At 51.3% G+C, this 12403-nt stretch carries 12 protein-coding genes and 1 pseudogene; 4 read left to right on the top strand and 9 right to left on the bottom strand.

The genetic code is table 11. The features are described 5' to 3' along the window. Position 1: 1 nt before the first annotated feature. The gene (apaG, locus tag J4728_RS22225) at positions 2-379 is read left to right on the top strand and encodes a Co2+/Mg2+ efflux protein ApaG (RefSeq protein WP_000610894.1); all 378 of its coding nucleotides are present in this window, start codon (positions 2-4) and stop codon (positions 377-379) included. Positions 380-389: 10 nt separating this feature from the next. Then, complete coding sequence (gene apaH, locus J4728_RS22220) at positions 390-1238, top strand: bis(5'-nucleosyl)-tetraphosphatase (symmetrical) ApaH (RefSeq protein WP_000257211.1); 849 nt, start codon at positions 390-392, stop codon at positions 1236-1238. Positions 1239-1343: 105 nt separating this feature from the next. Here the strand turns inward: apaH and folA are convergent, their stop codons facing one another. From folA to kefF, 3 genes are all read right to left on the bottom strand, one after another. Further along, complete coding sequence (folA, locus tag J4728_RS22215; protein ID WP_208212421.1) at positions 1344-1823, bottom strand: type 3 dihydrofolate reductase; 480 nt, start codon at positions 1821-1823, stop codon at positions 1344-1346. Positions 1824-2021: 198 nt separating this feature from the next. Then, positions 2022-3884, bottom strand: coding sequence for a glutathione-regulated potassium-efflux system protein KefC (gene kefC, locus J4728_RS22210; RefSeq protein WP_208212419.1), 1863 nt, complete (start codon positions 3882-3884; stop codon positions 2022-2024). Next, complete coding sequence (gene kefF, locus J4728_RS22205) at positions 3877-4407, bottom strand: glutathione-regulated potassium-efflux system oxidoreductase KefF (RefSeq protein WP_000600710.1); 531 nt, start codon at positions 4405-4407, stop codon at positions 3877-3879. The genes kefC and kefF overlap by 8 nt, the downstream gene beginning before the upstream one ends. A gap of 121 nt (positions 4408-4528) precedes the next feature. On the opposite strand from kefF, the pseudogene J4728_RS24345 reads away from it, so the two are divergent. Further along, positions 4529-4609, top strand: a pseudogene (locus tag J4728_RS24345) (hypothetical protein); the annotation flags it as partial. Between the two features lie 351 nt (positions 4610-4960). Here the strand turns inward: J4728_RS24345 and J4728_RS22200 are convergent. After that, on the bottom strand, positions 4961-6850 hold the full coding sequence (locus J4728_RS22200; RefSeq protein WP_208212417.1) for a sulfatase-like hydrolase/transferase: 1890 nt from the start codon (positions 6848-6850) through the stop codon (positions 4961-4963). 897 nt (positions 6851-7747) lie between these two features. Between J4728_RS22200 and srfN the strand changes: the two genes are divergently transcribed. Further along, positions 7748-8038 (top strand): DUF1471 family virulence protein SrfN, encoded by a 291-nt coding sequence (srfN, locus tag J4728_RS22195; RefSeq protein WP_000745961.1) that lies wholly within the window; start codon positions 7748-7750, stop codon positions 8036-8038. Positions 8039-8261: 223 nt separating this feature from the next. Here srfN and J4728_RS22190 read toward each other — a convergent pair whose 3' ends face one another. From J4728_RS22190 to J4728_RS22170, 5 genes are all read right to left on the bottom strand, one after another. Further along, on the bottom strand, positions 8262-8678 hold the full coding sequence (locus J4728_RS22190; protein ID WP_161460226.1) for a hypothetical protein: 417 nt from the start codon (positions 8676-8678) through the stop codon (positions 8262-8264). Positions 8679-8977: 299 nt separating this feature from the next. Further along, a complete protein-coding gene (locus tag J4728_RS22185) occupies positions 8978-9208 on the bottom strand; it encodes a YgdI/YgdR family lipoprotein (protein WP_001172089.1) in 231 nt (76 codons plus the stop codon). Positions 9209-9296: 88 nt separating this feature from the next. Further along, positions 9297-10637, bottom strand: coding sequence for an MFS transporter (locus J4728_RS22180; RefSeq protein WP_208212415.1), 1341 nt, complete (start codon positions 10635-10637; stop codon positions 9297-9299). Positions 10638-10783: 146 nt separating this feature from the next. Continuing rightward, positions 10784-11071, bottom strand: a complete 288-nt coding sequence (gene fixX, locus J4728_RS22175; RefSeq protein ID WP_000203736.1) for a ferredoxin-like protein FixX — start codon at positions 11069-11071, stop codon at positions 10784-10786. After that, a complete protein-coding gene (locus tag J4728_RS22170) occupies positions 11068-12354 on the bottom strand; it encodes an FAD-dependent oxidoreductase (RefSeq protein WP_001287770.1) in 1287 nt (428 codons plus the stop codon). Before J4728_RS22170 ends, fixX begins: the two co-directional genes overlap by 4 nt. Between the last annotated feature and the right edge of the window lie 49 nt (positions 12355-12403).

Below are 12403 nucleotides of genomic sequence, written 5' to 3'. Positions count from 1 at the left end.
CATGATCAATTCGCCCAGAGTGTGTATTCAGGTGCAAAGCGTCTACATTGAGGCGCAATCCTCACCTGACGATGAACGTTACGTTTTTGCCTATACCGTAACCATCCGCAATCTGGGCCGGGCGCCAGTGCAGCTATTGGGCCGCTACTGGCTGATTACCAATGGTCATGGCCGTGAAACCGAAGTCCAGGGCGAAGGTGTGGTTGGCGTCCAGCCGCGCATTGCGCCTGGCGAAGAGTATCAGTACACCAGCGGCGCGGTAATTGAAACGCCGCTGGGCACCATGCAGGGTCATTACGAAATGATCGATGAAAATGGCGACGCCTTTACCATCGACATTCCCGTGTTTCGACTCGCCGTCCCTACACTCATTCACTAAAATTATAACAATGGCAACTTATCTCATCGGCGACGTTCACGGTTGCTACGACGAACTGATCGCCTTATTACAGCAAGTGGAATTTACGCCAGATACAGACACTCTATGGCTGACTGGCGATTTGGTCGCCCGCGGTCCCGGTTCGCTGGACGTGTTACGCTACGTCAAATCACTTGGCAATAGCGTGCGTTTGGTGCTGGGGAATCACGATTTACACCTGTTGGCCGTATTCGCCGGGATTAGCCGCAACAAACCTAAAGACCGGCTGACCCCGCTTCTTGAAGCGCCGGACGCCGATGAGCTGTTGAATTGGTTACGCCGTCAGCCGCTGTTGCAGGTAGATGAAGAGAAAAAGCTGGTCATGGCGCATGCGGGTATTACCCCGCAGTGGGATTTGCAGACGGCAAAAGAGTGCGCCCGCGATGTTGAAGCGGTGCTGTCGAGCGACTCGTACCCGTTTTTCCTCGACGCGATGTATGGCGATATGCCGAATAACTGGTCGCCGGAGTTAAGCGGTCTGGCGCGGCTACGCTTTATTACTAATGCTTTTACCCGTATGCGTTACTGCTTTCCTAACGGTCAACTGGATATGTACAGTAAAGCGTCGCCGGAAAATGCCCCTGCGCCGCTGAAGCCGTGGTTCGCCATTCCGGGGCCGGTGAGCGAGGCTTACAGTATTGCGTTCGGGCACTGGGCGTCGCTGGAAGGGAAAGGGACGCCAGAAGGTATTTACGCGCTGGATACCGGCTGCTGCTGGGGTGGGGAGTTGACCTGTTTACGTTGGGAAGATAAACAGTATTTTGTGCAGCCGTCAAACCGCCAGATGGATATGGGCGAAGGCGAAGCGGTCAACGCCTGATAGGTTTATGCCTGATGGCGCTACGCTTATCAGGCCTACATCTGGCTACATCTGGCTCAAGAGTAGGCCGGATAAGGCGTTTCGCCGCCATCCGGCACTACAGCGTTAATGACGTTCCAGAATCTCGAAACAATAGCTGTGAGAATTCTGCTCGTCGGCATCGTGAAACTCACTGAATACCGATTCCCAGTCATCCGGTTCATAATCCGGAAAATGGGTATCGCCTTCGACTTCCGCATCAATATGCGTCAGATAAAGCTTCTGCGCCTTTGGCAGGAACTGCTCGTACACGCGCCCGCCGCCAATGACCATAATTTCCGGCGCATCGCCGCAAGCGGCAATCGCCTCATCGACAGACTTCACCCACTGCACGCGATCGTCGGTGCCTGGCTGGCTGCTGATAACAATATTTTTACGTCCCGGTAAGGGGCGTCCGATGGACTCCCAGGTGTGACGTCCCATGACGACAGGTTTATTTAACGTGTTACGTTTAAACCAGGCGAGATCGGCAGGCAGGTTCCACGGCATGGCGTTTTCCATACCGATGACGCGATCCACCGCTAACGCCGCAATCAGACTGATCATTAATTATTTCCTGATACAAAAAAAATTGCCGCCACTATACGTAAAGCGCAATCTTTCGTCGACTGACGAAAAGAGGATGAGCACGAAAATTTTTCGTTCTGCTGGCGACGCCACTCATTTGATGTGGAGCGCCAGCATTACAGTAGTTCAAAAACAGCCAATTAGCAGTAAAGTTTGCAGAACATCACATTTTTTACTTTAGATTGACGGTTTGACCTCGGGTTCATCAGCGGCCTCCCCGGAATGTTTGCCCTCAGCCGTTCCCTGCCAGCCGTGGCGCTGAATCAACGACAGATGCTCCCGGTCCTCGGTAATAATTTCGCTCAACATCGCGCTGGTACGTTTATAGGCGGCGGCGCGAGATAACGGATCGTTTTCCCCTTTCGCCATCTCTTCCACCATCCGGGTATTAAAATGGCGGAACAGATCCGCGCGCTCGCGGGCTTCATAACGCCCCAGCCCCAGCGCTTCCAGCGCCTGTCGTCCGCTTTTGAGCGCGCCTTCGAAGGTTTCACGTTCGGGCATCGCCACACCAGCCTGACGCAGGCGAATGTAATGATCGACATCACGGGCGCGGGCGATAATCTGCAGATGCGGGAAATGCGACTTCACCAGTTCACTCAGTTGCAAATTGGTTTGCGGATCGTCAATGGCGTTAATCAATACCTCCGCCTTCGCCGCTCCGGCAGATTCCAGCAAATCCATACGCGTCGCGTCGCCATAAAAAACCTTCATGCCGAATTTACGCAGCGTTTCAATATGATCGGGGTCGTGATCGAGCACCACCATCTTCACCCCGCTCGACAGCAGCAAACGCCCGGCTATCTGACCAAACCGTCCAAACCCGGCCACAATAACCCGCGGCTGCTCTTCGTCGATTTCATCCGCCTCGCGCGCTTCCCCCGTCGCGGTCTTCTCCATGCGCGTCAGCAGCACCAGAAAAATCGGCGTTGCCGCCATCGACAGCGCGACCGCCAGCGTCAGCGCTTTTGCCCATTCCGGCTCAAGTACATCCGCCATTTGCGCCGCGCCAAAAACCACAAACGCAAACTCACTTCCCTGGCCTAATAAGACGGCAAACCAGCGACGCTGTTTTGCCGGTACGCCCAGCGGCCTCGCGACCAGCCACAGCATGACGATTTTGATTGCCAGAAAACCGGCCAACAACAGCAGAATGCGCAGCGGATTCTCCACCAGCGTGCCGAAATCAATCGACATGCCGACGCCAATAAAGAACAGCCCCAGCAGCAACCCCTTAAAGGGTTCAATATCGCTTTCCAGCGCATGACGATATTCCGAACTCGCCAGCAGAACGCCCGCCAGAAACGCGCCCATCGCCATTGACAGCCCAACCTCTTCCAGCAACAGGCCGAAACCAAACACCAGAAATAGCGCCACGGCGCTGAACACTTCCCGCAAACCAGAACGCGCGACAAAGCGCAGCGCCGGGCGCGTAACGTAGCGTCCCAGCAACACCACCAGCGCCAACGCGCCTGCGACTTTCAACGCCGACAGCGCAAACGCGCCAAGCGTGGTGGATGCGCCGCTGGCGGCCAGCAGCGGAATCATCGCCACCAGCGGGATCGCCGCGATATCCTGGAACAAGAGCACTGCAAATGCGCTACGCCCTACTTGTGAAACGGTCAGGTTACGCTCATTCATTGCCTGCATGGCGATAGCCGTGGACGAAAGCGCCAGCGTCATACCAATCAGTTCCGCCACCTGCCAACGCAGGCCAAGAAACATGCAGAACAGACCGATCAGTCCGCCGCAGACCACCATCTGTAACGCGCCGCCGCCAAATACCGAGGCGCGCAGCTTCCATAACCGTTGCGGGTCCAGCTCAAGCCCAATAACAAACAACATCAGCACGACGCCGATTTCCGCAAAATGCAGAATAGATTCGGCGTCCGTCACCAGCCGTAGCCCCCAGGGGCCGATAATGCAACCCGCAATCAGATACCCCAGCACCGATCCTAAGCCCAAACGTACCGCAATCGGCACAATCAGCGCCGCCGAACCAAGATAGATCAGCGCCTGCAGTAGAGCATGGCTATCCATGATTCACCTCCTGCCATGCCAGTAAACGCTGTTTATACTGACGCGCCTGCGCCTGTAAGGTGTCGTCATCGCAAATGAACGTGCAGTGCATGGCAAACGGCGGCAGCCATTTGAGGCCGCAATAGAGCGCCGTCGCCTGTAGCGGCTGAGAAAGGACGTCAAATCCCGGATGTGAACCGATAGTAAAATGGTTTTCACCACCGCCGGTCGTTACCGCCCACAGCAGATGTTTACCGTGCAATGCCGTACCGCCATGACCGTAAGCCCAGCCGTGGGTGAGGACTTTATCCATCCATAATTTGAGTAAAGGAGGGACGCTATACCACTGCATCGGATGCTGCCAGACGATAAGACTCGCGCGCGACAGCGCCTCCTGTTCGGCGGCAACGTCAATATTGAAATCGGGATAGAGGTGATAAAGCGAACGTATTTCGACGTTTTCCAGCGTCCCTGCCTGTTCAAGCATCCGCTTATTCGCATGAGAATGATGCGGATACGGATGCGCATAAATAATGAGGATCATGATTAGCCTGTGATGATCTGTTTTTTATCACAAAGTGTAGTGACAAATTCGCCAGGCTAATAGTGAATATTATTGAGCGGCTAATCAGAAAAAATTGAATTAACGCCAGCAAGGAGTTGACGCCATCCTGCCCCCGGAAGATGCCCTCGAAGGGCCGCAGGCGTTTGTGGAAAAGCGCGATCCGGTGTGGAAAGGTCGGTGATGATAGCAGCCTTAAATCGCTGACAAATCGGTTTAAGGCCTTCTTGTCGGGCGGCGCTGCGCTAAATTTGCCTGTAATGACTATAATATCAATCCATTACATGATGACACAGGCCCAATAAGCGCAGCGCCAACAGCATCTGAACCTCCAGACACGCTGGATGCCAGATCGCCGACGCATAAATTAACCTAATGGGTCAGGTACTTAGAGCCTGGCCCAGTAGGCGTAATTGTTGAAGCCAGTTTGGGGCCGACCAGCGCGCAGAAACCGGAGCGTACACGTAGTACGTGAGGATTTTGAGCACTGCCCGGACCCAAAATGGCGAATAAAATAGCCTAATGGGCCAGGCTCTTAATCTTTCGCCATGCGGTTAAACTGCTCAATAGTAAGATCCCACGGCTCACGGGCCGCATCCGGCATAAAACTGCCGTCATCCACGCCAATTTCGTCTTTGATAATTTTATTCAGTTTTTCATTCATCGTAAGAATGAGATCCTGATATTTCTGTTTATCAGCAGCAAGGTTATGGTTCTCATCGGGATCATTTTTAAGATCGTAAAGTTCAAGATCGTTGTACTTAATAAGATCCTCCCAGGTTTCCGGCGTATTATGCTCCCTTAGCGAGAAATAACTCGCAAACTTATAACGACCATCGTTAATCATCCGCGTCCCTGAACGATGGCTAAAATCAGGATGCAAATGGGATATTTCCTGCTTGATTTGCGCCACCGTTTTTTGTTTATCTCTTTGTAGCGCGATAACGCGGTGGAGATAATGGGCATCGGTATACAAGATCATGCCATAGCAATATAAGCTGGCATTTCTCACCGCATTAACCGCAACGCCCTCCGGGTTTTTTAGCAATCCGCTAAAATTAACGCCTTTGCGGTTGCCTAACGCCTGGTGCTGTTTTTCTTCCGGCAAACCGGTCAGTCCAACTAATGTCGGCGCGATATCAAGATGACAGGTCAATGCCTGACATTTCTTATTACCGGGGTACGCCGGGTGGGAAATAATCATCGGTACATGGATCTGTTCTTTATAAACGGAAGCGCCTTTACCGTGCATCTGATGGCTTCCGCCTAATTCGCCATGATCGGCAGTAAATACAACAATCGTTTTATCAGTTAACTTGAGGGCATCCAGTTCATTTAATATCCGGTCAAGGTGAGTATCACAATCGCGGATACAGTTGAAATAGTAGTCAAGCAGTTTACGCCAACGACGATCTTCATCAGGAAACTGCCCTTCCAGCGCAGCGCGCGCCGTCTGGTATTCAAGATGCGCCGGCGGTCTTCCCAGCTCATTGAATGATTGATGCCTGTTTGCCGGCAGCGGATAGTTCGGCCAGCTTGCCTGATAAAGCTCGTTTTCCGGCGGCTGCGTGGGCGCCAGGGTATTATCATCCTGATCCAACTCGCCACGCCACTGTACCTTTTCTCCCTCTTTATCGGTATCAATAAACATGACGTCATGAGGATTAACGAGGTTAACGGCCAGGAACCAGGGCTTGTGTTGGTCATTCAAGGGCTGCCCCTTGCATCTTAACCAATTTATAGTCTGAGCCGTGGTGGTTGAATCATAAAAATAGCCGCCTTTACTATGGCCTATAATATCGCCGATGCCGTGATAGTCAGCAAAACCATATTTTTCCATAATTTTATGTAATTCTGGTTCAGGAATATCCCCGACATCAATATCCTCATCTTTTTCGTCAGGCAAAGGCTTCTCCAGTTTTTCTGTAAGATGCCACTTACCTTTATAGGCCGTATAGTATCCCAGTTCCCGCATCATATGGCCTGTGGTTCCAAGAGCGGGGTCAAGGTCATAAGGCATCCAGGGTAATCCCAGATTATCAAACATCTTTGTCTGGGGCATATGTAAGCCGGTATACAATACGGAGCGGGAAGGCGTACAGACATTACTGGTATTCTGATGATTACAGAATGTCACCCCCGTTTTCATGAGCCGCTCTCTGCCGGGTACCGGGAAAGGAAACGTAGGAAAAAAACGCTCCTGGTCGGTCACGACTAACAGAATATTATATCCTTCTGGCAATTTTTCCGGGATTTCGCCGGTAAACGGTTTATCCCACGCCGGTTTCGCCTTGACGGCACATTTTTCATCAGCTTTTACCGCGCCGGATAGCATACCGCCGGCGGCAAGAATACCGGCGCTGGTTAACAGTTTCCTACGCGTAAGATCCGTCTCTTCTGCGGACAGATTTTTTTTATTACTCATATTATTATACCTGTAGTCAGTAACTTTATCACATATTCATTTATTACTGTACGAGGAAGCGTGGATATGTATCAATGCCTTCCGGGTAAGAATATGTGTTATAAATTGATTTGTATTTCAAATTAGAAATATATTAATAAATGAGCATAATTCATTGAAAAATTATTTAGATGAAAAGTTCATTGTTTTTATTTTAGAGATACAACTGCAGACATTACTTCATAAAAAAATACATTATTAAACATACTCTATAGCTCTGTGTTCGTGCCTTTTCCCTTCAACTACGGTGATTACCCTATGCCGCTACAATAAAATCGCCCCGAAAGAAACACTATCAGTAACAGGCCGCGCAACCATAGACATACAACCGGTAATATCACTCTGGGAAATTAAAACATAACTCAATTCTGTTATGTTGCTTATGAATAAAACTAGCGTATTGCCGCGTGATTCAATAAAAATTACGCCATTAAAAGAAATAATATAAAAACTATTATTTACAGGGGGTTAAGTTTCTTTTTAGCTGGCAGTGCATTATTTTACATTGACAACAACATAAAGAGGTGACTATTACAAGATATAAGACGGTCACACCAAATAAGGCTATTTTCAGATAATCAACCGAGGTTATTACCCAAAATAATTCGAGTTGCTTAAAGGCGGCAAGGGAGTGAGTCCCCAGGAGCATAGATAATTATGTGACTGAGGTGAGCGACAAATTTGCCGGGAGCAGATTTGAACGTCGCGTGCGACGGCCCGTCAGGGCGAGGCCCATGGGTGGGCCGAGTAATCCGTAGCCAACCCATAAGCAACCTGAAGTATGAAGGGGATAAATAATTTCGTTACGGATTACTGATATTGCGCAAACCTTATCATCAATGCAACAGGAACAGAACTATGAAAAAACGCATTATTGCCGCCGCATTACTGGCAACGGTTGCTTCATTCAGCACACTTGCGGCAGAGCAGGTCTCTAAACAAGAAATCAGCCACTTCAAACTGGTTAAGGTCGGCACCATAAATGTGTCCCAGAGTGGCGGGCAGATTTCCTCACCCTCTGATCTACGCGAAAAACTGTCAGAATTAGCCGATGCGAAAGGCGGAAAATATTATCATATTATCGCTGCACGTGAGCATGGTCCGAATTTTGAAGCCGTTGCCGAAGTTTATAACGATGCGACGAAATAAAGCTCTGATTGCGCCATAACGAGGGCACAGGCATGAAATAATAAGAGAGCGCCAGCAAGGTGCCATGTTACGTCACAATCCACTCAGGGCCGTCTGGAAACAGATGCTGGCCCTCTTTTTTATCAACAGTTCATCCGGGGCAGGCAAGCCGTTGGAATGTGCGCGCGCAGGCAGTAAGCCCTTCGTGAATAAGACGGTTTTGCGGGCTGTTTTAAGGTAATATTTAGTGCGCTTTTACCTGCCTGAACCAGTAATTTTCCATTTTCGTTATCCATTTCCCCTTTTTATTTTTCGGTATTACGCCAGCCCAAAGTAATTGCAGCTGTCGGTTATAGGTTCCAATAGCGTGTCCACCATACGCCCCTTCAAATGCTATCACCATGGGTCCCTGCCCTTTTACCCCCTCTTGTCCCTCATGGCAATAAAGCGCGTTGCGGTGAGTCACGTCAAGTTCATACTGCACGTTCAGTTTCACACATTTTTCCCCGCAGCCTTCTACTGGCGGCAATATTGTCATGGTATAAGGCGGGTTATCTGCCGTGGTTTTCCATGTTCCGATCAGGTCTTTGCAGGCGTTTATCTCCGTAGCCCCGGAGGCGGCAGAAAATAGCGCGAGAAAATAAAAAGGTATTAGTTTCAGTTTCATTACAGACTCCTGTTCCTTATACCTCATCATTTATACCTAATCATAAGGATAAATGCCCTGCGATATGTTTTTTTCCGGGAAATGTTGAGCCGCTGTTCAGAGAAATGTCGATGAGTGTAACCTCATGTAAGCGGACAGCGCGGTGGGGAAAGCGGGAACACGGGCGAATGGTCTAACGTATTTCGACGTTTTCCGGCGTCCCTGCCTGTTCAGGCATCCGTTTATTCGCATGGGAATAAATGGATGCGCATAAAGAGAGAATATTATTGAGCGGCTAACCAGAAAAAATTGAATTAATTATCCAGCTCGCTCATATTTTTCAGCTGATCGCGGTTAATCTGTTCGGTTTTCCCGGTGGCGGCGTTTTTGTAAGACACCATACCGGTGTCGTTATCGACCTCGGGTTTCCCGTCGGTGACAATAGTTTTGCCATCCGTGGTTTCAACCGCCTGGTTAGAAGAGCATCCTGCGACGGTGAATAGTGTTGCTGCGGTAAACAGTGCGGTCATAAGACGTTTTTGCATGGTGTTCTCCCTGCTTTTCAGTTGTTTTAGCATGTGACTGTTAACTGTAGCGTTATTGGCGAAAAGCAGGGAGAAATGCAGAACACTCTTAACGAGGGTTATCTGATGGCGTTCCGCGCAAAGTCATGTTTCCGGTCTGTGTTAGCGTCAAGCCGCGAGTTTCCGGGGCAAACATCACCGATACGCCAAACCCGACTAACGAAATCAACGCGCCAATCAGCATGACGTTATTAATACCGTAACGAGTAATAAAAATCGGTAATGCCCAGGTGGAGACAATGGTTCCGATGCGGCTTAACGACATGATAACCCCCACGGCCGAAGCGCGAATATCCGTCGGGAAGAGTTCATTAGGATAAAGCCATTGCAGTATGCCCGGTCCGCCGGAAAAGAAGGCGTATACCGCAAACGCCACCACGACCAGTATGATGCCCAGATTTGACACCAGCCCCAGCAGCGCCAGCGCGATAGTCATCATGGCGAAGCTGCCAATAAGCAGAGGGCGACGGCCAATACTGTTTAGCCAGAACATCGCCGGTATACAGCCCAGCATAAAAAAGAGGCTAATCACCACATTGCCGAGCGCCGCGTTGCGCCCCTGCTCCCAGCCGAGTAACCCGACGATCTGCGGCCCAAAGGTATAGATAGCGAACATCGGGATTACCTGACAAGTCCAGATAGCCGCAACGAACAGTACAAACGGAAAATGACGGCGGTTAAACAACTGCAGGAAGCGGGTCTCCTGCGGCGGCTCATCGTCAAAGCAGACCGGTTCGCCGAACAGTTTGATCATCATTTGTTCGCACTCTTTTACCCGTCCTTTTCGCAATAGCCAGCGTGGCGATTCCGGCAGGTCAAAGCGGCCAATCAAAATGATTAAGCACGGGATAAAGGCGCTGCCAAGCATCCAACGCCAGCCGCCTTCCATGTCATACAGCCAGTAGCCCACCAGGTTGGCGCAGGTCGCGCCGACGTACCACATCGCGGCGATAAAACCGATGGAGAACGCGCGCTGGCGGGTGTTGGAAAACTCCGTAATCATGGAAGTAGCGATAGGGTAATCCGCGCCGATAACAATGCCAATTAAAACGCGCATCACCAGTAATTCAAGCGGCGTGGAAACAAACATGGTCGCCACGGAGATAATGCCGATAGCGATAATATCAAGCAGGAACATTTTACGCCGCCCGACTTTATCGCAAATATAGCCAAACAACGAGGTGCCGATAAACAGTCCGGCAAGCGTAGCCGCGCCGAGCGCGCCAATCCATTCAGCATCAAGGTGCAATAGCGGCGTCAGTTGTTCCAGCGCCACGCCAATGATCACCAGCACGTAGCCATCAAGGAACGGGCCGCCGCTTCCCCACAGCATAATTCTGCGATGAATGGAGGAGAATTTAAGGTCATCAAAGTTCCTGGGCTGCTGCATGGTGATGTCCTGTGTCAACACGGGCAAAGCGCATCTGTAGGCCGGATAAGGCGTTTCCGCCGCCATCCGGCATTGGCGCCACATGATTGCCGGATGGTGACGCTACCGCATCTTATCCGGCCTACGGGGGCACAACTTCGTACTTATTAGCCGTAGCGGAACTCCACGCCAAACGTCCCGCGCGGGTATTCCCATTTTTCCAGCGCCGTATCAAGGCCGAGGATCCGGCACGTTCCGCACTCCAGGCACCCGGCGTAATCAAAACGAACACTGCCGTCGTCCTGCTTTTTATACAGTCCCGCCGGACAGGCCTTAATCAGCACCTCCAGCGCCTGTTTATCAGGATCGGTTTTGAGAATGATGTGCGGGCTGTCTTCATCCACATTGAACTTATTGACGCCCAGTTTGACGTCCACATTAACGGGAGATGTCATAATACGGTCACTCCTTTCAGGCCATCTTTCATCAGGTTGATGAAGCCCACTTTCTTCGCATGGCGCAGGATTTTTTTACGCATGGGCACCGGCGCGGAGCCATCCACGGTGAACAGGTCGCGCGCGATATTGACCGCCATTTCGGGATAGGCGGTAAACATGCGGGGATTATCAAGAAAAGCTGGCAGTTTCTGATACATGCGCATATCGCGCATCGGACCTTCGTCCAGATGTTGACGGTATTCATCCAGCGACTGCTTGCTAAAATCGTCGCGCTTCATCGCCGAAAGCACCGTCTTCGCCGCCGCTTCGCCTGCGGATATGGCGAGATCCATACCCCGGATGGTAAAGCCGAGGTTCATACACATGCCGGCAGCATCCCCGGCAATCAGTACGCCATCGCCCACCAGTTCAGGCTGCATATTCATTCCCGCCTCGGGTACAACGTGTGCGGCATATTCCACCAGCTTGCCACCGGCGATCAGCGGCGCAACTGCCGGATGCTGTTTGAAATCTTCCAGCATTTGCGGGACCGATTTTTTCGCGTCTTTCAGATGATGAAGACCGCAGACCAGCCCCAGGGAAAGGGTTGTTTCATTCGTATACAGGAAGCCACCGCCCATCAGACCATCGGTCGGCGCTCCGGCAAACAGACAGGCGGCACCTTCGTTGCCCTGTAACTGGAAACGATCTTCAATGACCGACTTCGGCAATTCGATCAGTTCCTTCACGCCGACAGCAACATGTGATGCCTCAACACGCTTGGCCATGCCCAGCTTTTCAGCCAGCAGAGAATTCACCCCGTCAGCGAGGATTACGACTTTGGCTTCCAGAATATCGCCATCGGCTTCCACGCCCACGACTTTGCCATCACGCTGAACAACGTTATCGACGCGAATACCGGTGATCAGTTGCGCCCCCGCCTCTTCGGCCTGCTCCATCAGCCAGGCGTCAAATTTACTGCGTAAGACGGAATAGGAAACCTGCGACGCTGAAGCATCTTCACCATTGCAGTAGTCGATAGTCATCGCCCCGTTGTCGGTCATAAAGGCGAGTTTTTCGTGGGTGATCATGCGTTCAATGGGGGCCTGATCCGCAAAGCCGGGAATGATGCGTTCCAGGCTATGTGCATACAAACGCCCACCGGTGACATTCTTCGCGCCAGCAGAATTGCCGCGCTCGATAACCAGCACCTGTGCACCTTCGCGAGCAAGCACCAGCGCCGCAACCGAACCGGCCAGACCTGCACCCACGATGATGGCATCAAAGATATCTTCGGACATACGTACTCCTGTCAGCGGCAGGATACCTTCGCATCCTGCCCGAAATGGT

The sequence above is a fragment of the Salmonella sp. 32070601201500089SM genome, assembly GCF_017573605.1.
Taxonomy (GTDB): Bacteria; Pseudomonadota; Gammaproteobacteria; order Enterobacterales; family Enterobacteriaceae; genus Salmonella; species Salmonella enterica.
Note: the sequence above shows the minus strand (reverse complement) of the source record. Positions and strands in the feature narration are given on the sequence as shown.